Source organism: Streptococcus parasalivarius (assembly GCF_054785155.1).
In genome coordinates, this window is sequence record NZ_BAABOB010000002.1 from 176,633 (window position 1) to 198,647 (window position 22,015).

The 22,015-nt window shown below is 40.6% G+C and carries 21 protein-coding genes and 1 riboswitch; of the genes, 1 reads left to right on the forward strand and 20 read right to left on the reverse strand.

Annotated elements, in window-relative coordinates; genetic code table 11:
* Positions 1 to 20: 20 nt before the first annotated feature.
* The 20 genes from ACYVQ1_RS03000 to pcrA form a co-directional block, all read right to left on the reverse strand.
* On the reverse strand, positions 21 to 2,561 hold the full coding sequence (locus ACYVQ1_RS03000) for a M1 family metallopeptidase (RefSeq protein ID WP_461249769.1): 2,541 nt from the start codon (positions 2,559 to 2,561) through the stop codon (positions 21 to 23).
* Between the two features lie 133 nt (positions 2,562 to 2,694).
* Entirely contained in the window at positions 2,695 to 3,348 is a 654-nt protein-coding gene (gene phoU, locus ACYVQ1_RS03005) for a phosphate signaling complex protein PhoU (RefSeq protein WP_004182526.1), read from the reverse strand.
* Between the two features lie 28 nt (positions 3,349 to 3,376).
* The gene (gene pstB, locus ACYVQ1_RS03010) at positions 3,377 to 4,135 is read right to left on the reverse strand and encodes a phosphate ABC transporter ATP-binding protein PstB (protein ID WP_002890956.1); all 759 of its coding nucleotides are present in this window, start codon (positions 4,133 to 4,135) and stop codon (positions 3,377 to 3,379) included.
* Positions 4,136 to 4,147: 12 nt separating this feature from the next.
* Positions 4,148 to 4,951 (reverse strand): phosphate ABC transporter ATP-binding protein PstB, encoded by an 804-nt coding sequence (pstB, locus tag ACYVQ1_RS03015; RefSeq protein ID WP_003092580.1) that lies wholly within the window; start codon positions 4,949 to 4,951, stop codon positions 4,148 to 4,150.
* Between the two features lie 10 nt (positions 4,952 to 4,961).
* Complete coding sequence (pstA, locus tag ACYVQ1_RS03020) at positions 4,962 to 5,846, reverse strand: phosphate ABC transporter permease PstA (RefSeq protein WP_013990602.1); 885 nt, start codon at positions 5,844 to 5,846, stop codon at positions 4,962 to 4,964.
* The gene (gene pstC / locus ACYVQ1_RS03025) at positions 5,836 to 6,750 is read right to left on the reverse strand and encodes a phosphate ABC transporter permease subunit PstC (protein ID WP_002890959.1); all 915 of its coding nucleotides are present in this window, start codon (positions 6,748 to 6,750) and stop codon (positions 5,836 to 5,838) included. Before pstC ends, pstA begins: the two co-directional genes overlap by 11 nt.
* A 2-nt stretch (positions 6,751 to 6,752) precedes the next feature.
* Positions 6,753 to 7,628 (reverse strand): phosphate ABC transporter substrate-binding protein PstS family protein, encoded by an 876-nt coding sequence (locus ACYVQ1_RS03030; RefSeq protein ID WP_461249770.1) that lies wholly within the window; start codon positions 7,626 to 7,628, stop codon positions 6,753 to 6,755.
* 125 nt (positions 7,629 to 7,753) lie between these two features.
* Positions 7,754 to 9,064 (reverse strand): RsmF rRNA methyltransferase first C-terminal domain-containing protein, encoded by a 1,311-nt coding sequence (locus tag ACYVQ1_RS03035; RefSeq protein WP_461249771.1) that lies wholly within the window; start codon positions 9,062 to 9,064, stop codon positions 7,754 to 7,756.
* 80 nt (positions 9,065 to 9,144) lie between these two features.
* The gene (locus ACYVQ1_RS03040; protein ID WP_461249772.1) at positions 9,145 to 9,912 is read right to left on the reverse strand and encodes an inositol monophosphatase family protein; all 768 of its coding nucleotides are present in this window, start codon (positions 9,910 to 9,912) and stop codon (positions 9,145 to 9,147) included.
* Positions 9,902 to 10,183, reverse strand: a complete 282-nt coding sequence (locus ACYVQ1_RS03045) for a UPF0223 family protein (protein WP_461249773.1) — start codon at positions 10,181 to 10,183, stop codon at positions 9,902 to 9,904. The genes ACYVQ1_RS03040 and ACYVQ1_RS03045 overlap by 11 nt, the downstream gene beginning before the upstream one ends.
* Positions 10,176 to 10,589, reverse strand: coding sequence for a Spx/MgsR family RNA polymerase-binding regulatory protein (locus ACYVQ1_RS03050; RefSeq protein ID WP_004182520.1), 414 nt, complete (start codon positions 10,587 to 10,589; stop codon positions 10,176 to 10,178). The genes ACYVQ1_RS03045 and ACYVQ1_RS03050 overlap by 8 nt, the downstream gene beginning before the upstream one ends.
* 69 nt (positions 10,590 to 10,658) lie before the next feature.
* Positions 10,659 to 11,570 carry a bifunctional riboflavin kinase/FAD synthetase gene (locus ACYVQ1_RS03055; RefSeq protein ID WP_461249774.1) on the reverse strand — a complete coding sequence of 304 codons (912 nt, stop codon included), beginning with the start codon at positions 11,568 to 11,570 and terminating at the stop codon, positions 10,659 to 10,661.
* Positions 11,567 to 12,448: a tRNA pseudouridine(55) synthase TruB gene (truB, locus tag ACYVQ1_RS03060; protein WP_461249775.1), complete on the reverse strand. Its 882-nt coding sequence runs from the start codon at positions 12,446 to 12,448 to the stop codon at positions 11,567 to 11,569. The genes ACYVQ1_RS03055 and truB overlap by 4 nt, the downstream gene beginning before the upstream one ends.
* A 119-nt stretch (positions 12,449 to 12,567) precedes the next feature.
* Positions 12,568 to 13,914, reverse strand: coding sequence for a DUF438 domain-containing protein (locus ACYVQ1_RS03065; RefSeq protein WP_461249776.1), 1,347 nt, complete (start codon positions 13,912 to 13,914; stop codon positions 12,568 to 12,570).
* Position 13,915: 1 nt separating this feature from the next.
* Positions 13,916 to 14,149, reverse strand: coding sequence for a DUF1858 domain-containing protein (locus ACYVQ1_RS03070; RefSeq protein ID WP_064524432.1), 234 nt, complete (start codon positions 14,147 to 14,149; stop codon positions 13,916 to 13,918).
* A gap of 88 nt (positions 14,150 to 14,237) precedes the next feature.
* A complete protein-coding gene (locus tag ACYVQ1_RS03075; protein ID WP_461249777.1) occupies positions 14,238 to 14,858 on the reverse strand; it encodes a restriction endonuclease subunit S in 621 nt (206 codons plus the stop codon).
* A 126-nt stretch (positions 14,859 to 14,984) separates the two neighbouring features.
* Positions 14,985 to 15,479 carry a thiol peroxidase gene (gene tpx / locus ACYVQ1_RS03080; protein ID WP_064524427.1) on the reverse strand — a complete coding sequence of 165 codons (495 nt, stop codon included), beginning with the start codon at positions 15,477 to 15,479 and terminating at the stop codon, positions 14,985 to 14,987.
* 64 nt (positions 15,480 to 15,543) lie between these two features.
* Positions 15,544 to 16,299: an HAD-IIB family hydrolase gene (locus ACYVQ1_RS03085; protein ID WP_461249778.1), complete on the reverse strand. Its 756-nt coding sequence runs from the start codon at positions 16,297 to 16,299 to the stop codon at positions 15,544 to 15,546.
* 61 nt (positions 16,300 to 16,360) lie between these two features.
* Entirely contained in the window at positions 16,361 to 17,641 is a 1,281-nt protein-coding gene (locus tag ACYVQ1_RS03090) for an O-acetylhomoserine aminocarboxypropyltransferase/cysteine synthase family protein (RefSeq protein WP_037597805.1), read from the reverse strand.
* Between the two features lie 120 nt (positions 17,642 to 17,761).
* Complete coding sequence (gene pcrA / locus ACYVQ1_RS03095) at positions 17,762 to 20,071, reverse strand: DNA helicase PcrA (RefSeq protein ID WP_461249779.1); 2,310 nt, start codon at positions 20,069 to 20,071, stop codon at positions 17,762 to 17,764.
* A gap of 305 nt (positions 20,072 to 20,376) precedes the next feature.
* Positions 20,377 to 20,483: riboswitch (glycine riboswitch) on the forward strand.
* Positions 20,484 to 20,578: 95 nt separating this feature from the next.
* Here pcrA and ACYVQ1_RS03100 point away from each other — a divergent pair.
* Complete coding sequence (locus tag ACYVQ1_RS03100) at positions 20,579 to 21,922, forward strand: alanine/glycine:cation symporter family protein (RefSeq protein WP_461249780.1); 1,344 nt, start codon at positions 20,579 to 20,581, stop codon at positions 21,920 to 21,922.
* The last annotated feature ends 93 nt before the right edge of the window (positions 21,923 to 22,015 follow it).

Here is a 22,015-nt window from a genome sequence, read left to right on the forward strand (position 1 = left end):
TGGAAAGCTTGTTTTACTTATTAATAATCTTTAAGGGCAGTTTCAACGGCTGCTTTTTCTTTTTCAATCAAGTTTACTCGTGCAGCAATTGTCTTAATTCCCATCAAGATATTACGTTCTAAGGCTTTATCACTTGTTTGTGGCTCGAAGAAAGCAATATATTGATCAAGACGTTCTTGCGTTTTAAAGATTCCTGCTGGGATATTAACAAAGCTATCAAAGCTCATATCGCCACCTAGGGCTGCCTTAATCCAATCCCAGTTATCTTTCGCCCAGTTCCAAACGGTTTCTTGTGCAAATGATTTGCTGAGGAAATTCATATACCATAGGTACAAGTCTTGAGGTTTAACGACATGTTTGTCTTTAAGCTGACCTAGCACGTAGTCGAGACCTTCTTGGTTTTTAAGGTATGAAACTGCTTGAGTCAATTGACGGCGGAAATTACTATCATTTGTTGTTACATATGCATTGACATAGTCTTCAACAAGAGTTAGACTGTCTTCTTGTTTCATTTGGTTAAGGAGAACGAGACCACGGACACTTGCAGGGATGTTTTCAATGTTCTCTTTATTAGCTTGGAAAACACTTGCGGCCGCAAGGACTGCTGGTTGATAGTCTGCTTGAATCAGGTAGCTAAGAGCTGTTTGACGAACCATTTCGTCTTCATCTGATTCTCCATCTTTGGCATCGAAACCAAGACGCTCAAAGTCGTTTTGGAATTGACGACGTACTAAAGCCTTGTAATGCACTTCTGCTTCTGTATCTTCATCGATAAAGCGTTTCAAACCAGCGAGGATTTGAGACTTAGCTTGAGCAATCAAGAAGCTTTCTTCTTTTTCGACAAGATCAAGAAGAGCGACTAGGCTTGCATACGAGATACGGCCACTTTCAGCAAGAAGACGACGTTCTTGCAAAATCTGAAGTTTACTTACAGTATCAAGGTTAGCAAATTCCTCTAAGAGTTGGTCCAAGAGTTCACCTTGATAATCTGTGATGTAATGTGCTGTATTTGCTGTGTTAAGGCGGAGAGCACCATTATTTTCAGCGGCAAGCTGGCTATAATTTGGAATCTCAATACGTTCTTCTGAGAGTGTGTCTGGAAGTCCTTTCCAGTTTGTGTTCAATGGGATTTCCCAAAGTCGACCCTTATCTTCATGTTCACCAATGAAGAATTGTTTTTGACTAAGGATAAGTGTATCATCAACAACTTCTGCAGTAACAACAGGGTAACCTGGTTGCTCCAACCAAGTATCCATGAAACTAGAGACATCTTTACCAGAAGCATCAGAGAGTGCATTCCAGAGGTCACGTCCAATAGTGTTGTTGTACTGGTGTTTTTCGAAGTAAGCTTTAAGTCCTTTAGCAAAGGCTTCATCACCTAACCAACGGCGAAGCATATGCATGAGACGGCTACCTTTGGCATAAACGATAGCACTATCAAAGAGAGTGTTAATCTCATCTGGGTGATTAACTTCCATGTGGACAGACTGAACACCATCTGTAGCATCACGCTGGAGGGCATGAGGCACACCAGTTGTTTGGAAATCTTCGAAGATATTCCAGCTAGGCTCAATGGCATCTACTGAAACATACTCCATCATATTGGCAAAGCTTTCGTTAAGCCAGAGATCATCCCACCATTTCATTGTAACAAGGTTACCGAACCATTGGTGAGCCAATTCGTGGGCAACTACAAGGGCTACTTGTTGACGGCTTGCAGCTGAGCTATTTTCATCTACAAGAAGGTAAACTTCACGATAGGTAACAAGTCCCCAGTTTTCCATGGCACCTGCTGAGAAGTCAGGAAGTGCGAGATGGTATGACAATGGGATAGGATACTTGACTTGGAAGTAGTCTTCGTAGAAATCAATGACACGAACGGCAATATCAAGGGCAAAGTCAACGCTGTTTTCAGCTTGTGCAACTGTAGCGAAGACACCAACTTCAGTACCGTTTTGTGTTTTCGCTGTCTTACCTTGAAGAGCTCCAAAACCAAAGGCAAGGAGGTATGTAGACATACGAGGGGTTGTCTCAAAAGTCCAAACCCCAGTCTCTTCACGCAAATGGCTATTGATTTCAGGCATATTTGACAAAGCGATATCGCCTTCTTCAGCATCAAATTTCAATGAGAAATCAAAAGTAGCTTTAGCTTCTGGTTCATCAACAGATGGGAAGGCTTCACGCGCAAAATGAGATTCAAACTGCGTTGAAATAATTTCTTTTTTCTCACCATTGTAGGTGTAATATGATGGGTAAATCCCTGTCATATTATCTGTAATACGACCAGAGAATTCAATGACAAGCGTCAAAAAACCGGTCTCTGGAAGTTCAATATGGAAGGCTTCGTTAGCATCATCCATTTGGAAGTTTAACGAGTCATTATCCAAGAGAACGGAACTAATGGTAAGGTCTTTTTGGTGAAGGGAGATATGGTTATCAAGGGCTTCACCTGTAATGGCAACATTCCCTGTAAAGGTCTTTTCAGAACGATTAATGTCCAAGAAAAGATTGTAATTTTCAGGGATGAAACTTTCGATAAAACGAGCAACAGATGCTGTCATACGTATATACTCCTAATCTAACTTTTCGTATCGAAACAGACTGACAAATGTTTCGATATTAGACTCTTTTACAAAAGAAAAGGGTCTGAATTATTCAATACAAACCCATTATAACATAGATTGGAAGCTTTGCCTACAGTTCAATGATTTTACCAGATTTGAGGTAGACAACCCACTCGCAGAGATTGCGGGCATAGTCACCGATACGTTCCAAATACATAAGTACTTGGAAATATTCTTTGGCAGCGAAGGCAGCATCTGGATTCTTACGAACACCTTCTACTGTCATGGCTTGAATATCACGGAAATAGTTATCAATGATTTCATCTGAAGCTGCGATTTCATAAGCGCGTCGTTCGTCACTGTTCAAGTAAACATCTAGAGCATCTTCGACCATGTGGCGGACTGCTTTCCCCATTTTCTTGATTTCAGCTTCAATTTCAGTTAGACGCTCTTCACCTTTAATGCGGATGGTTGCTTTAGCGATAGCAACGGCATGGTCACCCATACGCTCAACGTCGCTAGATGCTTTAAGTGCGGTGATAACTGTACGCAAATCACTTGATACAGGTTGCTGTAGAGCAATAATTTCAAGTGATTTTTTCTCAAGTTTGGTTTCGTAGTTATTGACGATTTCGTCATTTTCAATGACTTCCTTAGCCAAATCACGGTCATGGCTGATAAAGGCACGTACAGCTTTCTTAAGCTGAGCTGCAACCTCTGTACCCATAGCGTAAAATTGGTTGTGGAGTTTTTCTAATTCTTCTTCGAAGGGAGTTCGTAACATCATAATTTTTTTAATAATCTGTCCTTTCTTAACCGAATTTACCGGTAATATAATCTTCAGTTTCTTTATGTTGTGGATTTAGGAACATGTCTTTCGTTGATGAATACTCGATGAGCTCTCCATCAAGGAAAAAAGCTGTCCGTTGTGAGATACGACTTGCCTGCTGCATAGAACGAGTGACTAGCAACAAGGTGTATTGTTCTTTAAGGTTATAGAGGGTTTCCTCAATCTTACCAGCGGATATAGGGTCGAGGGCCGAGGTTGGTTCATCAAGAAGGATGACCTTTGGAGATGTGGCTAGCACTCGTGCAATACAGACACGTTGTTGTTGCCCTCCTGAAAGTCCAAGTGCTGAGTCATGGAGACGGTCTTTAACCTCTTCCCAGATTGAAGCACCCTTTAGTGATTCTTCTACTGCTTGATCAAGAACAGCCTTATCTTTGATACCATTGATACGAAGGCCATAAACCACGTTTTCATAGATTGACATTGGAAAAGGATTGGGTTGTTGGAAGACCATTCCGATTTCTTTACGGAGTTCAACGGTATCTGTTCGAGGACTGTAGACATTGTGACCGTTGTATGAAACAGCACCAGTAAGTGTCCATTCGGGATTTAAATCTCCCATTCGGTTGATAGAACGGAGCAGGGTTGATTTCCCGGATCCTGAAGGACCGATAAGGGCCGTGATTTCATTTGGATAGAAATCCATTGTCACATTATTGAGGGCTTTTTTCTTATTGAAATACACCGATAAATCATTAATTGAAATGATTGGTTCAGTCATAAGTGCTCCTTTCTATCCAAAGCGTCCTGATACATAGTCATTGGTTGACTGTAGGGCAGCATCTTGGAAGATTTTCTTGGTTTCATCATATTCGATAAGATCACCAAGGTAGAAGAATGCTGTATAATCACTAGCACGCGCTGCTTGTTGCATATTGTGCGTCACGATGATAATAGAGTAATCTTCCTTAAGTTCAAACATGGTCTCTTCGAGCTGCATAGTAGCTACAGGGTCCAATGAAGCTGCAGGTTCGTCCATGAGGAGAATCTGCGGTTTCACGGCAATAGCTCTTGCAATACAAAGACGTTGCTGCTGACCACCTGAGAGGGTAAAGGCAGATTTATGAAGGTCATCTTTAACTTGATCCCAAAGTCCAGCTTGCTTAAGTGATGTTTCAACAATCTCGTCCAAGGTTTGCTTATCTCTTACACCTTTACGTTCGTGAGCAAAGGTGATATTTCTGTAAATAGACTTGGCGAATGGATTTGGACGTTGGAAAACCATTCCAATATGTTTACGCATTTCATAAACATTGATATTACTTGCGTTAACATCGACTCCTTGATAAAGGATTTGTCCAGTAACCTTAGCAATATCAATCGTATCATTCATACGGTTTAGACTACGAAGAAAAGTTGATTTACCGCATCCTGAAGGCCCAATAAGAGCTGTGATTTTATTTTTCTCGAATTGCATGTCAATGCCTTTGATGGCTTCTTTTTGACCATAGTAAACATGCAAGTCCTTTGTTTCAAGAGCGAGCTCCTTCTCTGGGAAGGTGATAATATGACGCTCGTCCCAATTGTATTTTGTCATGATAACTCCTTTAAGCGGATGTTAATTTCTTATGGAGGTAAGCTCCCAAACGACGTGCACCAAAGTTGAAAATCAGAATGAAAATCAAGAGCACTGCTGCTGAACCAGCAGATACTGCAGTGGCGTCAGGTGTCGTACCTTCTGAGTTGACCTTCCAGATGTGAACAGCAAGTGTCTCTGCTTGGCGGAAAATCGAAATTGGACTAGAGATGCTAAGCGGATTCCAGTCGCTCCAGTTAAGTGCTGGTGCAGATTGACCTGCTGTATAGATAAGCGCTGCTGCTTCTCCGAAAATACGACCAGAAGCAAGAACGATACCAGTAACAATACCAGGTAAGGCTTCTGGAACAACAACGTGACAGATAGTTTCCCATCGAGATAAACCTAGAGCTAGGCCAGCTTCACGTTGGGTATGGTGAACGGTTCTTAAGCTATCTTCAACCGTACGAGTCATTTGTGGCAAGTTAAAGACAGTTAAGGCCAAGGCACCTGATAGGATTGAAAATCCATACTGAAATTGGACAACGAAAATCAAATATCCGAAGAGTCCGACCACCACTGAAGGTAGTGAAGATAGGATTTCAATACAGGTACGGACAAAGTTGGTAAGTCGTCCTTTTTTAGCATATTCTGATAAGAAGATGCCAGCACCCATTGAAAGAGGCACAGAAATAATCAAAGTAATAACCAATAGGAAGAATGAGTTGTAGAGTTGAACCCCAATTCCTCCACCAGCTTTGTAGGAAGATGATCGACTAGTCAAGAAAGACCAGCTGATGTGTGGTATCCCGCGAACCAAGATATAGAGAATCAAGGCTGCCAGGATTGTTACAATAATGCCAGCAATCACATAAAGCGTGCTGATGGCAATTTTATCAATTTTTTTAGCGTTCATAATTTCTCTTTCTCTCACGGGTAATGAATTTCACCAACATATTGAAACCAAGACTCATCAATAAGAGCACCAGGGCGAGAGACCAAAGGACATTGTTTGAAACAGTACCCATGACTGTATTTCCGATTCCCATAGTCAAGACAGATGTCAATGTTGCTGCTGGTGTCGTTAAAGAAGTTGGAATCACGGCAGAATTTCCGACAACCATTTGGATGGCCAGAGCTTCACCAAAGGCACGGGCCATACCAAAGATAACGGCCGTGAAGATACCAGGTTTAGCCGCATTAAGTGTCACACGCCAAATCGTTTGCCAGCGTGTAGCTCCCATGGCCAGACTAGCTTCACGATAGTGACGAGGCACTGCACGAAGCGTATCTGTTGTCATAAAGGTTACGGTTGGTAGAATCATGACGAACAAGACAAAGGTACCTGAAAGAATACCAAAACCTGTTCCACCAAAAATTAAGCGAACAAATGGAACCACGACTTGGAGACCAATAAATCCATAAACAACGGATGGAATTCCGACCAAAAGTTCAATAGCGGGTTGTAGGAACTTGGCCCCTTTAGGAGAAATCTCAGTCATAAAGATGGCTGCTCCAATGGCAAATGGGGTTGCAACCAAGGCTGAAAGTAAAGTCACTACGAATGATCCCAAAATCATTGGTAGAGCCCCGAATTTGCCCTCAGATGGTGACCAATCACCACTAAAGAGAAACTCGACCAAGCTAACTTTATTGACAAAGAAAGTCGCCAGCCCTTTTTGAGCAACGAAAAGTAAAATCATCGCCACGATAAAAACAATCAAAGCTAGGCAAAGGAAAGTGATTGTTTTACCAAACTTTTCGAGGCGTGAATTTTTAGAGGGTGATGTTAATTGTTTCACCAATTCTTCATTTTTCATGCTTACTCCTCACTCTTCTTTGAGACTTTACCATCAGCATCCTTGGTAACTTTCATGCTATGGATGGAAATGTAACCCATTTTTGCGACGACGTTTTCTTGGACTTCGTCACTCATCATGTAATCTAAGAATTGTTTGGTATAGCTATCCGGTTTTCCCTTGGTATACATATGCTCGTAGGACCAAATCGGCCAATCGTTAGTTGCAACATTTTCAGCTTTGGGTTCAAATCCATTTAACTTCAATGTTTTAACAGAATCATCAAGGTAAGCAAATGATAGGTATGAAATAGCACCTGGTGTCTGAGCAACGATTGACTTAACCATACCGTTAGAATCTTGCTCTTGGGTACGGACTGGTGATTTACCATCCATAATCACTGCATCGAAAGTTGCGCGTGATCCTGAGCTAGCTGCACGGTTAATAATAGTAATCTCTAGGTCTTTACCACCAAGCTGTTTCCAGTTTTTGATTTCACCAGTGAAAATCTTACGCAGTTGTTCTGTTGTCAAGTTATCTACAGAGACTTCTTTGTTTGTAATAACTGCAATCCCAGCAACGGCAACTTGAAAGTCAACAAGCTTACTAGCATCAATTCCCGATTTTTCCTCGGCAAAAAGGTCACTATTACCAATTTGAACGGCACCGGATTGTACTTGAGAAAGTCCAGTACCAGAACCGCCCCCCTGAACGTTAACGATATTGTCAGGGTTCTTTTCAGCGAACCCATCTGCTGCCGCCTCCACTAAGGGTTGAAGGGCCGTAGAACCAACTGCTGTAATGGACTGGCCACGGTCAATCCAAGAGGCACAGCCAGTTAAAACCAGCATGGCCATTGCCAGTGACAGAATCACTGCAAGGACTTTTGTTTTTTTCATTTTTGTCCTCCGACATTTTGTAACATAAGTAAGAAAGTGTCTCATAGATATGCTGTTAAAAGACACCTATCTAATTATAACAAGTATAGGATAATTAAGTCATATTAAAGTTTGGTTACAGGTTCTTAAATGTGAAATCTTAATCCTTTAGGATAGTAGTTTTTAACCGTATTTCCAACAACTTTAGCAAACCCAAAACCATTGCCGTCCACTAAAAGCTGATACCAACCGTTAGGATGTGTTTGATCTAGAGTAACCACATTACCAGAAACGTATTGGGCAAACTGGTCTTGACTTAGCTCTATACTTGAAACAACTTCATCAGATGTTAAAGCAATTCCAAGAGCAAAACTTGGTTCGAAACGTTTTTTCTTGAAGACACCAAGATGCAAACCGTTACGAGCGATTTTAACTTTAGAAAGGTCTGGGAGCCCTTTTGGAAGCAGGTAGAGATTGTCCCCAAAAACTTGCAGTAAACCATCCAGTCTAGTTTTAAGGTGTTTTTTTGCAAAATCTTCCCAAAGTTGCTTCTGCTCCTTGTTTAGGTTAGATTTTCCCTCTTTGATACGTCTTTGCTCAGACACGCGCTTATCCTGGAATTTTGCCACAAACTGGCCTTCACCTTTGAAATGGTGTGGATACATTCGAGCTGTTTCTGGAAAATCAATTCCATCACTCATGCCATTCCATTTAGGGATTGCCACCAATTCAAGATCAGGATTATTTTCTAAAATCCAAGCAACAACACCTTCATTTTCCTCAGGAGACCAGGTGCAGGTTGAGTAGATTAATTGTCCACCAGGAGCGAGCATTTTCAAACCGTCTAATAAGATGTCCTTCTGTAATTGTGCCAGTTCATTAGGATACTCCTTATGCCAATATTGGATTGCATCAGGATCCTTACGAAACATTCCTTCTCCAGAACATGGTCCATCAAAGACAATCGTATCAAAATAATTTTTGAAAACTTTGGCTAGTTTATCAGCTGACGTGTTTGTCACAATAACATTTCTCGCTCCAAAACGCTCAATGTTTTCAACCAGAATTTTGCTACGCTTTGGATTGATTTCATTGCTGACCAGCAGTCCTGTATTATCTAAGTAACTAAGAAGATGAGTAGACTTTCCACCTGGAGCAGCTGCCAAGTCTAAGACACGACTCCCCTTGGATGGAGCTGCCACTTGAGCAACCATTTGAGCAGCTGGTTCCTGAGAATAAACTAAACCAGTTGCATGATCGGCAGATTTTCCAGAAATTTTACCGTAATGGCCCCAAGGTGTTTCAGGAATGGCATCAGGAAAGTCCTTCTGTTGCTTTTTCAGAGGGTTGGTACGATAGGCGGACACGGCTTCTTGATCAAATGATGCAAAGAATTCCTCCGCTTCATCTCCAAGGAGCTTATTATATTTTTCTATAAAGTCTGATGGAAATTGCATAGTTTCCTTTCTATCAAAAAACTGGACTAACCAAGAGAACTTACTGTTCTGATTTGTCCAGTATGGTTTTTTGTTTTAAATTAATTTTCTGAGCCCATAATATCCTTGATTTCTTCAAGTCTGTCTTTGGGCACAAGCATCACAGCTTGACGACTAGAATAATCCAGTGGTTCTCCGGTAATGGTCTCAAGGTGATAACCCAATTTTTCTCCCATAATACTTGCTGCAGCATAGTCCCATGGGTAAATAACTGAAAAGTAAGCTAAAATTTGACCAGATAGGACTTTTGACATGCTTAAACCAGCACCACCATAGACACGAACACCCAAGGTCTTATCAATAAGGTCTTTTAAGCCGTGAAAATTTTTAGCATACATGGCTCCATTGCTAGCGACTAGGCAGCGGTCTAATGGTCGACTTTTATAGGCTGGAAGCAATTTGTCATTACAATACACATCAAACTGGCCACCACCATAGAAAAGTTGATCAGCCATGACGTTATAAATGAGACCAAATTTTCCTTGCCCCTCTTCATAGTAGGCAATCATCACACAAAAATTATCTTGTTGGACAATAAAATTGACCGTCCCATCAATAGGATCCAAGACCCAGACATTTCCATCTTTGATATTATGCACCAAGCCATTTTCTTCAGCGAAAATATTGTCTGAAGGGAAGGCAGATTTAATGCGTGCCACGAGTAAATCTTGTGTTTGTTTGTCAATATTAGTTACTAAATCATCAAAAGCCGTCTTTTCTTCGACCGTGATAGTTTTACTTAAACTTTCTTTAATAAAAGTACCGGCTTCTTTGATGATTTCTTTGGCGAAAATCAGTTTATTTTCCAAGTGATACAAATCCTTTATCTTTTGCTTTAGCAGCTTTGACAGCTTGATAGGTTGAAAAACCGCTAGCTTCTTCAAAGGCCTTGTCTAGTTGCTTTTCAGGCGCTTTGCCTGGAACAACGGTTTTATATGCCTTATAGGCTTGCAAGAGTTGGTCACGGTCAACCTTGCTCTCGTATGCTTTTTCTACCTGACTCAAAAAATGAAGCACTGTGGTAATTTCCTCAGTGCTCCATGATGGATCGAGTGGGTAGGAATAATTTCCTTTAGTCATTGTTACCCTCAATTTCAGCTCGAATGGTCGCTTGGCGCAATTCTTGCTTTCTATAATCACGAGGCAAAAAGGCACGAATCTCATCTTCGTTGAAACCAATTTGCATGCGTTTGTTGTCCATAATGATAGGTCGACGAAGAAGATTTGGGTATTCAGAAATCAATTGAATGAGTTCCTTGATGGTCAAATCATCCACATCGATATTCAGCTTCTGAAAGACTTTTGAACGGGTTGAAATGATATCTTCAGTACCATTTTCCGTGTAAGACAAAATCTTCATTAACTCATCGTGAGTTAATGGGCTCGTGATAATATTGTGTTCGTCAAAAGCAACTTCATGATTGGTCAACCAGGCTCGTGCTTTCCTACAGCTGGTGCAGCTAGGTGATAAAAATAAAGTTACCATGCAAACACCCCTTTCACTTTAACATTCCTAATCATTATACATTATTTGATTAGTTTTGGCTACGCTTTCTTAAAATTTTTCCGCGATTTTTTTATCAGCCTCCAGTTGAGCACATAGTTCATCGATATTATTGAACTTAATCATATCACGGATATAATCCAGCCAAAAAACTTCAATTGTCTTTCCATAAATATCGCCTTCAAAATCAAAGATATTGGCTTCAAGACGGAGTTCTGTTCCCCCAAAGGTAACGTTTTTTCCTAGGCTAGTCATGGAACGATAGCGTTTGCCATCAATTACAACATCGGCGACATAGACACCATCAGCTGGTAGAAAAGTCCTATCAATAGGTGCTAAATTTGCTGTTGGAAAACCAATGGTACGCCCACGGGCATCACCATGCACCACGATGCCACGTGTAGAGAATTCATGGCCAAGGAGTTTATTGGCTTCTTTAACCTTGCCTTCTCGTATTAATTGACGCACACGTGTTGACGAAATCTTTTCACCATCACTTTGTTGCTCCTCAATGACATGAACATTACCAGAAAAATTACGGGCTAAATAGTCCGCATCGGTTCGATGGTGTCCGAACTTGTAATCGAATCCTACCACAATCTCTTGAGCTTTTAGTCGTTTAATATAACGGGCAATGAAGTCGTCTGAACTTGTTCGAGCAAAATCACTATTGAAATCTGTCAAATAAAGTTGATCTGTGCCATAGGCTTCAAAAAGATCACAACGTCTCTGAGGTGCTGTGATATGAAGGAGGAGATCATCCGTATACCTTTGAAAAGTCAATTGAGGACTCTCGTTAAATGTAAGGACAGCTACTTCAAGCTGTTTTTCATCAGCAATCTGGCGCGCCTTATCAAAAAGGACCTTATGACCACGGTGAAGAGCATCGAAATACCCTAAGACAAGAACCGTTTCCTTTTCCTGATGGATATCTTTATAATCATTAATAGAAGTTATTTTCATTGACTTAATACTTTTCTAGGTTTATAAACTTGATTTCGCTTTTCCATGATGGCTAGAACCTTGTCTCCTAAAAAGGCCGCAACTAAGGGTTCTTGGCTATCGATAGTAATAAAGCGACCAAATGAAATTTCTTTAGCATCATCCTCATTGACTTGAACAGCTGGTAGGTCCTGAACACCAAATTCGATGGGAAGGAGGAAGGAAGTATCCCCCGCTTCTACCATTTCTGAAATTTGTGAGAGTGTTAGTGCCTTATCTAAGGTTAGACCAGCTGAGGCTGTTCGACGAAGAGCAGACATATGACTCTCGTATCCGAGTTTAGCGCCCAAATCGACAGATAAAGTACGGACATAAGTCCCCTTGCTACAAGCAACACGGAAGGTGAATTTTGCGGTGTTGTTCTCCAATTCAATAGGAGAGGTACGGACAAATTCGGTAATTGTCACTTGACGTTGTGGACGCTCTACTTCTTCTCCAGCGCGGGCGTACTCATAAAGTTTCTTTCCGTTGACCTTAACCGCTGAATACATAGGAGGAATTTGTGTGATTTCTCCCTCAAAACTAGCCATTGCCATATCGACGGTTTCTTCATCTAACTCTGTAACAGGAGTTGTTTGAACGACATCTCCACTAGCATCCTCGGTAGTTGTAGAAAATCCAATGGTAATTTCTCCCTCGTAGACCTTACCTGCTTCTGTCATGTATTCAATAACACGAGTAGCTTTTCCAACCGCTATAGGTAGAACACCAGTAACATCTGGATCAAGAGTTCCGCCGTGCCCAATTTTTTTCTCATGTAATATTTTGCGTAGTTTAAAAACAGCATCATGACTGGTCATCCCAGCCTCTTTTTTTAGATTAATAATTCCTGAAATCATACTTTTAATTATATCAAAAGCAATCCTAAAGAGCTAGGTAGAAACATAAAGAGGCAGAGAGCAAAGTCTCAAACCTCTTAAGTATTATAGTCATAAGCAATCGCAGGTCTGCTAGCTTATTAATCGATATCTCTATTAAGGTCGCTTTCCAATTCAAAGAAAGGCTGAATATCCTGCACATATTCTAGGACACCCTGAAAGTCCCCCTTGTCATCTCTAACAGCTGCATAGGTAACATAAACGAATTTCCCTAAACGTTCAGATTTGAACCACATTGGAACTTGGTCACGCTTCCCACTCTTCAGTAATTCAAAGATTTTCTTGACCTTATCAAGCACTTTTGGCGGATGACAAAGTTCAACGTTTCGTCCAATTTGGCTAGGTGTTCGTTTAAAAACCATTTCATTGGCGGGAACATTATCATTATAGTACTGGAAAATATCGTCTTTATTGACGAAAGTGATTTCCAAAGGAAGATGGTTGAGAATGAGATTGGCCTGCTCCACAGAAAGATAACCATTGCCAAAAGGTTGAGTCGTTTCTCTATCTACGACGGTTTCAGTTTTTGGTTTTGGGGTAAAGCTGATGGTGAACTGCCCTTCGGGAGTGTCAATAATTCGGGTATTGTCCAGACGTTCGTCACTACTTAGTTCAGATTGTTCTTGCGATGTATCAGCATTGACCTCCTCAAAACGTTCACGCTTAGGTTTCCAGACAGCTGTAGGTTTTATTATTGCATAGCCATAGGCATCGCTTTCTTCGGCAATCGAAAGCCAATCGTCTTGCGTGAAGGTTTCAAGCAAAATCATAAGTAAGATAGCCTCTTCTTTGAAAATCATGGCTTCAAACTCTTCTGAGAATGCTTCGAAAGACTTTGAAAATTCTTCTAAATCAGCATCTGGAAGTTCTTTTAGTTTAGCTTCTGCCGCTCGAAAAAGTTTTCGGATGTCATCGTCTACTCCCCACATCACTTTTGGAGGGGAGTCATGGCCGTAACGCTCCATTATTGGAAAGAAAAGCTTTTCTTTACGCGTATAATGATTATGGAATTGACCAAGTAGAGTCATCTGATGCTTCAGTCCATTGAACAGGTCAGATTTAAAATCTTCATTTTCAGGCTTACTAATATTTTCTATGATACGTCGGATACGGAGAATAGCTGAACGTAGGGCTAAATTCTCTTGTTTAAACACATAAACAGGGTGGCCCTCTTGATCAGCGTCTGCCACTTCCACATCTGCAATAGCACCTTTAAAGAGGTTTGCGTGGACATTACAGAGGCTCATTACGTCTTCAAAGGTAACCCCATCTTCTGATGACATCAATTCATGCTCCATCATAGAGATCTCGAGGGCAGATACTCCCTTGAAGTGTTGATTGAAGCGCTCTTGAACACTCTCAGGACTGGCTCCATGGTGCAAATCTAGTAGAATTTCTTTCAGTATTTGAATACGATTATCTTCCATATCAGTCACCAATTACGTCATAACCGTTGAAAATCAAGGTTTGCTTGATTTTATCTAGGGGAATATTAGCTAACTTAGAGCCAGCTTTTAGACTAGTCACCTTACCGACAGTATTTAGCATAGCTGGATTAGACAAGGGCTTGAAACCGAGATCAATCAGTAATTCCTTAACCTCTGGATGCTCTTTAATGATTGTTGCAACAGGTTGTGATAAATCTATAGTGTTGGTAGTCATAATGACCTCCTAATAACATATTTACTACTTCCATTATACACGAGAATAATGAAAAAAAACCAACAAATCTTAGTTTGCTGGCTTTTGATTAATTTCCAAATAAAGCTTCTGTGACATTATGCTGGATATTTTCCCACTCCTGCTCTGCCCTCACCATCTTACGGTGGTAATCAGCACGCCCACGCAAGTAGGCAGCAATTTGATAATCTTGCTTCACAATTGGTATCTCAGGAATTTTGATATCCAAGAGGTCAGCCGTCGATAAATTTAGGACAGCCTTTCCCTTATCAGCATAGTCTAAATAGGCACGACCAATCTCTGTCTCAAGGAAAAACTTGATGTAGAAACCACGGAGTTTTTCCTTAGGTCGTAATACTGTGATATTTGATGAGGCGACAACTTCTCGCTTGCCTTGATCTTCGAAAACAGCAACTTTTTGAACCGTTCCCTTAGAAGCAATAAGGACATCACCGTCTTCTAAAAGAAAACGTAATAATTTCCGGCGTTCTTCAGAAAACGTCTTTAGGTCATCGTAGGCAATGCCGTTGGGTGTCATATCCGATAGATTAATGACAGCGAATTCGCCAGGTTTTGCCTTAGCAGGGACAGCTTTTCCTTTAAATTGATCGACAACATCGCCTAAACGAACAAGTTTGTCTGTATTAGCTTCGTAATCGATAATCAGTTGAGGTCTTTCTTTTTCAGACATTGAATCTCCTTTTTTATATTTTACTATCCATATTGAGTATTGCTATACAATAATAGCAAGAAGCTAATACTTTTGCAAGTAAAAACTGTAAGAAAGGCAAAATAAAAAAGAGGCCTGAGCCTCATTTTATAAGCTTTTAACCGCTGCTACTGCTGCTTCATAGTTTGGATCAGTATTGATATTGTCCAAATATTCGACATAAGTAATCTTATTGTCAGCATCTGCCACTAAAACTGCACGCGCTAACAAGTGCCATTCTTCAATGAGGACACCATAATCTTTACCGAAACTATTATCATAGTAGTCAGAAAGCATGATGGCATTTTCAAGTCCTTCAGCCCCACACCAACGAGCTTGTGCAAATGGTAGGTCCACTGAAATAGTAATAACTACTGTATCGTCTAATTCTGACAATTCCTTGTTAAAGGTACGTGTTTGAGTTGAACAGATACCAGTATCGATTGATGGAACGATAGAGATAACTTTTTTCTTTCCATCGAATTCTGAAAGTGATTTTTTCGTCAAATCTGTTGTGGTCAAGTTAAAGTCACGCAAGGTATCTCCAACTTGAAGTTGTTTGTCTTCTGCTACTGTAACTGGTTTTCCAATAAATGTTGGCATGTTAGTCCTCCAATACTTTTTTTACTATTGTACTGTAAATATAGCAATAAGCCTAAGCATTTGTTTAGAATTTTTCAAATAGTAGTCTAATTTTTTCAGCAATAACTGCATTAATTGCAGGAATAACCTCATCCGCAAAGTTTTTTAGGTAGGGATAATCACCAATTTGCACTCCATATATAGCATTTTTGAAAAGAGAAATATCATTTTGATCATTTCCAAAAGCTACAAAGTCTTTACCAAAGTGATTTAAAACAGTACTAGCCTTGCTCACACCTTTAGGATTAATGTAAAGGCACCTTTCGATATCATGATAACTAAGGTCTAAACATTCCAGTTTGTTTAGATTAAAGATAAGGTCTTCACGTATATCTTCATGCTCTACAAGTGGAATAACAACTTTGATAGGCTCATTAAGTTCATGAACAGGCAAAATTCTTGCTTTGTTTAATGGATCAACATTTGAAAGAAAAGGGATTTGCTCAGGATTTTGAATAGCATAATTAAAGGTATCATCAATAAAATAAGGGAGATTATAAGTATCACAGTAGCTAACAATCGTTCTTAGAGCAGGAGAAGGTATTGTGTATTGTGATACTAAGTGTTCATCTTGGAAGACTTCACCACCGTTTAAGCCAACTACTGTCAGCTTTCTCAATTCTCCCTCTAAAATACTAAGACAGTCTCTGTAAGAGCGTGCTGTTGCAAAAATAATTTCATGACCGTATTTTGGTGCAGTTAAAAGAACCTTTTGTAGGTCTTTTGACATGGTCATCCCATCAAAACATAGGGTTCCATCCAAATCAAAAACAAATTTCATAGGGATAGTATAACAAAAAAACCAGCTAAAGAGCTGGCTAAATCATTTTGTATTGAAATACTTAGATTTTATCAAGGGCTAGTTTTAAATCTTCAATCAAATCATCTGCGTTTTCCAAACCAACTGAGATACGAATTTGATTTGGAGTGACACCACAAGCTAGTAAATCAGCTTCTGCCAATTGTTGGTGAGTTGTTGTTGCAGGGTGCACCACCAAAGATTTTGCATCAGCAACGTTAGCTAAATCTGAGAAGATTTCAAGATTATCAATTACGGTACGTGCTTCGTCTTGTCCACCTTTAACATGGAAAGTGAAAATAGAACCTGGTCCTTTAGGGAAGTATTTTTGTGCCAAATCATAGTAAGGACTTGATGGTAATCCAGGATAGTTAACTTTTTCAACTTTTGGATGATTTTCTAAAAAGTCCACAATTTTCTTAGTATTTTCTACGTGCCGTTCCACACGAAGTGAAAGTGTTTCGAGGCCTTGCAAGAGCAAGAAAGCATTGAAAGGTGCCAAGGCAGCCCCTGTGTCACGCAAAAGTTGTGTACGAAGGGCAGTTACAAATGCTGCTGGACCAACATCACGCGTATAGCTGATATTGTGGTAAGATGGGTCCTCGTCAACCAACTGTGGGAATTTGCCTGAAGCTTCCCAATCAAATTTACCAGAATCGACGATAAGACCTCCAATAGTTGTTCCATGTCCACCGATAAACTTAGTTGCAGAATGAACCACGATATCTACACCATGGGAGATAACATTGATGAGATATGGAGTTCCAAAAGTATTGTCAGCAACCAATGGAATTTTATGACTGTGAGCAATCTCAGCAATTTTTTCAAAATCAGGAATATTGATAAGCGGATTTCCCAAAGACTCAATCAAGACAAGCTTGGTATTATCTTTGATAGCAGCTTCAATTTCTTCAGGATTGTCAACATCCACAAAAGTTGTTGTGATACCATAGCGTGGAAGAGTTTCTTTTAAGAGATTGAATGTCCCACCATAGAGGGTTGTCGCGGCAACAACATGATCGCCAGCATGTGCCAAACCAAGGATAGCATAGGTGATTGCAGCCATACCTGATGCCGTAGCCAAGGCCCCAACACCCCCTTCGAGGGCTGCAATACGTTCTTCAAGTACTGCTACTGTTGGATTGGTAATACGTGTGTAAATATTACCAGGTTTTCTAAGGGCAAAGAGATCTTCACCTTCTTGAGCGTCGTCAAAAACATATGAAGTGGTTTGGTAAATTGGAACAGCACGTGATTTTGTTTCCTTGTCAGGTGTTTGTCCAGCGTGTAATTGTAAGGTTTCAAATGAAAATTCTCGTGACATATGGGTGTCCTCCAAAACAAAAGTTGCCTTCATTCTACACCCAGAAAAGCTAGCTGTCTAATAGAAATTTTTTATCAATGTGATAGGGAGGGCTTATAAAAAGGACCTTTCGGTCCCTTTCTATTTCTTCACAATAGGTGCTACGCTTGCCAAGACTTTTTTAAGTCCAACTTCCGGGAATTTTATCTTAAGTTCCTGTGTCTTGCCACTTCCAGTTACTTCTAGGACGGTACCATCTCCCCATTTCTTGTGGTGAGCGATATCTCCGATTTCCCAATCTGTAGCTGAGTTGCCAGAGTCTGAAGTCTTACCAAAAGGTAGTCCCCCAGTAGCTTTTGAAAATGGCTGAGCGCTAGAACGTCTTTGCGGCTGTGCATTTGCTTTTCTGGTCTGAAGCGCTTGTTGTAAACTCATGCCCTGACCAAATTGTGTAGGCTCTTCCTTTGTAAAACGAACACCAAATGATGAATTGGCTGGACGTGCTAGACCTTGATATTGTAATAAATCATCTGAAATTTCACGTAAGAAACGGCTAGGACGATTATAGCTAGTCTTACCAAAAAGCGTACGCGTATTAGCGTTGGTAAGGAAAAGAATCTCTTCCGCCCGAGTGATACCTACGTAAGCTAAACGACGCTCTTCTTCGAGTTCATCTGGCTCTTCTGAGGCACGTGACAAAGGGAAAACTCCCTCTTCCATACCAATTAGGAAGACAACTGGGAATTCAAGCCCTTTGGCAGCATGGAGAGTCATCAAGGTTACCTCTGCTGCTTCCATATCACCATCGTCCGTATCAGCAATTAAAGCTAAATCGTTTAAGAAACGGCCTAAACGGTCAATTCCTGTCTCGTCTTCCGTACCATCGGTGTTGGTTTCGTCAAAATTCTTAGTAACAGACATGAATTCTTCGATATTTTCAATGCGCGCTTGACTTTCAAGTGTTTGTTGCATCGAAAGAGCATCCAGATAACCAGACTTATCCAAAACAGCCTCTACAGCTTTAGTGATGCTTAGTCCATCTAGCTGATCACGTAGGTTCAGAATCATGTTAGCAAAATCGTAAACGCCCTGAGCTGCTTTCCCCTTAATCGGTGATAACATAATATTAGCTGAAGCATCTAGGAGACTCATGTTTTGCTCATAGGCAAAGGTACGAATCTTTTCTAGTGTCCCAGGTCCAACTCCACGTTTAGGTTCATTAACCACACGTTCAAAGCTAATATTATCAGCAGGATTGGCAATCAAGTTCAAGTAAGAAATGACATCACGAATTTCTTTACGGCTATAGAACTTTGTTCCTCCAACCATGGTATATGGAATATTAGACTTGAGTAAAGCTTCTTCAATGGTACGAGACTGAGCATTGGTACGGTAAAGTACAGCGAAATCCTTGAAGTTCTTACCTTCTTCACGAATAATGTTATCAATAGTTGAAGCAACAAAAACAGCTTCATCACGCTCGTCATTAGCACGGTAATAAACAATTTGTTCACCGTCATCATTTTGAGTCCAAAGTTTCTTAGGACGGCGGTTACGGTTGTTCTTGATAACTTCGTTGGCTGCTTGGAGAATTTTCTTGGTTGAACGGTAGTTTTCTTCTAAGAGGACAACCTTAGCTTCAGGATAGTCCTTCTCAAAATCAAGGATGTTCTGCATGTCAGCCCCACGCCAACCGTAGATTGATTGGTCAGCATCACCCACGACACAGATATTCTTGAAGCGAGATGCTAAGAGTTTTACCAACTGATACTGAGCATGGTTGGTATCTTGATATTCATCCACGTGAATATACTGATACCGCTGCTGATAATAAGCGAGCACATCGGGATTTTTGTCAAAGAGACGCAGTGTCATCATAATCAAATCGTCGAAATCCATGGCTTCACTACGACGGAGCTCTTCCTGATAGGCTTTGTAACATTTAGCAACGATTTGAGTATACATGTCACCAGCTTGGTGCTCATAAGCCACTTCATCCAAGAGGTCATTTTTTGCGTTGGAAATCGTCCCTAAGATGGCACGTTCATTCCACTTCTTAGGATCAAGATTAAGATTCTTGAGAATACGTTTCATCAAAGTACGTTGTTCACCAGGATCCACGATAGTAAAGTTTCGATTGTAGCCGATATGGTCCGCTTCACGACGAAGGATTCGCACGCACATACTATGGAAGGTCGCAATCAAGGTTTCTGAAGTTGCTGGGTTTAAAGCCATAGCACGCTCACGCATCTCACGAGCTGCCTTATTGGTAAAGGTAATGGCCAAAATATTCCAAGGATTAATCATTTTTTCGTCGATAAGGTAGGCAATGCGGTGGGTAAGTACACGTGTCTTCCCTGATCCTGCGCCAGCCATAATCAACAAAGGACCTTCAGTCGTTTGGACGGCTTCAGCTTGTTTGTCATTCATACCAGTTAATAATGGGTTCATCATATTCTCCATTCTCAAAAATAAGCTCTACTATTTTATCATTTTTTGGATGAAAATGCAGACTCTATTCATAATGAGTGTGAAATAACTTTAGCAAATAATCGTTTGTTTTTATTGGGAGGTTGTTTGCTTAAAATGATTGTTATTCCAAGCTTTTCTAGGTTTTGGTGAAAGGCATTCTTAAGTATAATATTCGGTTTTTTATAGTTTTGATGAAAATTAGTGTTGACACTGTTCGGTTTTTTCGATAAGATAGAACCACAATAAAATAAAAACCGAGTGATGTCATCAGGAAGACTGGTGATTGACGGACTTCTGGAGAGATCTTGAAGCAGCCTTAGCTGTAAACAAGACACCGAAGGGGCAAGGGGTAACAACCGAAACTCTCAGGTAAAAGGACAGAAAGCATCGCAAGTTTTTGCTTGTAGTAATAGCTTTGTATTCTCAGAGGTCTGGTTAAGCCAAACCTCTTTTTTGACGTCGCGGTTAAAGGAGATTGTTACATTTATGTTAGACTTTTTTACTACCATTGATGATTTTGTCTGGGGTCCACCCCTTTTGGTCCTTCTTGTAGGAACTGGGATTTACCTTACGCTTCGTCTTGGACTTTTGCAAGTTCTTCGTCTTCCTAAAGCTTTTAAACTTATCTTTGCTGAAGATAAAGGGGAAGGTGATATTTCTAGTTTTGCAGCCCTTGCGACAGCTCTTGCTGCAACTGTTGGTACAGGTAACATTGTTGGGGTAGCTACAGCCATCAAAACTGGTGGACCTGGTGCCCTTTTCTGGATGTGGATTGCCGCTTTCTTTGGTATGGCAACCAAATATTCCGAAGGTCTTTTGGCTATTAAATTCCGTACACTTGACGACCAAGGTAATGTATCTGGTGGTCCAATGTATTACATCACACACGGTTTCTCTGGAAAATGGCAAATATTTGCTAAACCTTTGGCCTACTTCTTTGCCTTTGCAGGTGTGCTTGTTGCATGGTTGGGGATTGGTACTTTCTCTCAAGTTAACTCAATCACCGCCTCACTTCAAAACAGCTTTGACTGGTCACCCAAAATCGTAAGTATCTTACTTGCTCTTATAACTGCTGCCATCATTTTTGGTGGTATCCAATCTATCTCTAAAGTTTCTGAAAAGGTCGTACCATTTATGGCTGGACTTTATATCCTAGCAGCTCTTGTGGTTATCTTTACAAACTTTAATCAACTTTTACCAGTTCTTGAAATGGTCTTCCAATCTGCCTTTACTGGTAAAGCAGCCGTAGGTGGTTTTGCTGGAGCTACAGTCATGGTCGCTATGCGACTTGGTATTGCGCGTGGTGTCTTCTCAAATGAGTCAGGTCTTGGATCAGCTCCTATCGCTGCCGCTGCCGCTAAGACCGAAGAACCTGTTGAACAAGGTTTGATTTCGATGACAGGTACTTTCATTGATACGATTATCATCTGTACACTTACAGGTCTTGCTATCCTTGTAACTGGTCAATGGTCAGGTAGCCTAGAAGGTGCCCCAATGACACAAGCCGCCTTCTCTTCTGTTTTTGGTACATTTGGTGAAATTGCCTTAACACTTTCTTTAGTTCTCTTTGCCTTTACAACAATCTTGGGTTGGTCTTACTACGGTGAACGTTGTTTCGAATTCATTTTCAAATCAACTAAATTCCTTCCACTCTACCGCCTCATTTTTGTGGTTATGGTTGCTCTTGGTGGTTACCTCACACTTGATGTTGTTTGGAAAATTGCAGATATCGTAAACGGCTTGATGGCATTGCCTAACTTGATTGCCCTCCTAGTACTCTCACCAATCATCATTAAAGAAACCAAATCATACTTTGAACGCCACAAATAAACAAAAAGAGCTCAGGCTCTTTTTTCTTGGCTTTATCAGCACCAATCCTTGCGACTACTGCTCTTTTGCGTTACAATGAAATTAAATCATTTT

Bases quoted from the DNA above. Each gene is read 5' to 3' on its own strand.
- ACYVQ1_RS03000 (WP_461249769.1), bottom strand. From the start codon at position 2,561: ATGACAGCATCTGTTGCTCGTTTTATCGAAAGTTTCATCCCTGAAAAT.
- pstB (WP_002890956.1), bottom strand. From the start codon at position 4,135: ATGACTGAACCAATCATTTCAATTAATGATTTATCGGTGTATTTCAAT.
- ACYVQ1_RS03065 (WP_461249776.1), bottom strand. From the start codon at position 13,914: ATGGAAGATAATCGTATTCAAATACTGAAAGAAATTCTACTAGATTTG.
- ACYVQ1_RS03100 (WP_461249780.1), top strand. From the start codon at position 20,579: ATGTTAGACTTTTTTACTACCATTGATGATTTTGTCTGGGGTCCACCC.
- ACYVQ1_RS03070 (WP_064524432.1), bottom strand. From the start codon at position 14,149: ATGACTACCAACACTATAGATTTATCACAACCTGTTGCAACAATCATT.
- truB (WP_461249775.1), bottom strand. From the start codon at position 12,448: ATGATTTCAGGAATTATTAATCTAAAAAAAGAGGCTGGGATGACCAGT.
- ACYVQ1_RS03050 (WP_004182520.1), bottom strand. From the start codon at position 10,589: ATGGTAACTTTATTTTTATCACCTAGCTGCACCAGCTGTAGGAAAGCA.
- ACYVQ1_RS03090 (WP_037597805.1), bottom strand. From the start codon at position 17,641: ATGTCACGAGAATTTTCATTTGAAACCTTACAATTACACGCTGGACAA.
- ACYVQ1_RS03075 (WP_461249777.1), bottom strand. From the start codon at position 14,858: ATGTCTGAAAAAGAAAGACCTCAACTGATTATCGATTACGAAGCTAAT.
- pstA (WP_013990602.1), bottom strand. From the start codon at position 5,846: ATGAACGCTAAAAAAATTGATAAAATTGCCATCAGCACGCTTTATGTG.
- pcrA (WP_461249779.1), bottom strand. From the start codon at position 20,071: ATGAACCCATTATTAACTGGTATGAATGACAAACAAGCTGAAGCCGTC.
- ACYVQ1_RS03030 (WP_461249770.1), bottom strand. From the start codon at position 7,628: ATGAAAAAAACAAAAGTCCTTGCAGTGATTCTGTCACTGGCAATGGCC.
- ACYVQ1_RS03055 (WP_461249774.1), bottom strand. From the start codon at position 11,570: ATGAAAATAACTTCTATTAATGATTATAAAGATATCCATCAGGAAAAG.
- pstC (WP_002890959.1), bottom strand. From the start codon at position 6,750: ATGAAAAATGAAGAATTGGTGAAACAATTAACATCACCCTCTAAAAAT.
- phoU (WP_004182526.1), bottom strand. From the start codon at position 3,348: ATGTTACGAACTCCCTTCGAAGAAGAATTAGAAAAACTCCACAACCAA.
- tpx (WP_064524427.1), bottom strand. From the start codon at position 15,479: ATGCCAACATTTATTGGAAAACCAGTTACAGTAGCAGAAGACAAACAA.
- pstB (WP_003092580.1), bottom strand. From the start codon at position 4,951: ATGACAAAATACAATTGGGACGAGCGTCATATTATCACCTTCCCAGAG.
- ACYVQ1_RS03085 (WP_461249778.1), bottom strand. From the start codon at position 16,299: ATGAAATTTGTTTTTGATTTGGATGGAACCCTATGTTTTGATGGGATG.
- ACYVQ1_RS03045 (WP_461249773.1), bottom strand. From the start codon at position 10,183: ATGACTAAAGGAAATTATTCCTACCCACTCGATCCATCATGGAGCACT.
- ACYVQ1_RS03035 (WP_461249771.1), bottom strand. From the start codon at position 9,064: ATGCAATTTCCATCAGACTTTATAGAAAAATATAATAAGCTCCTTGGA.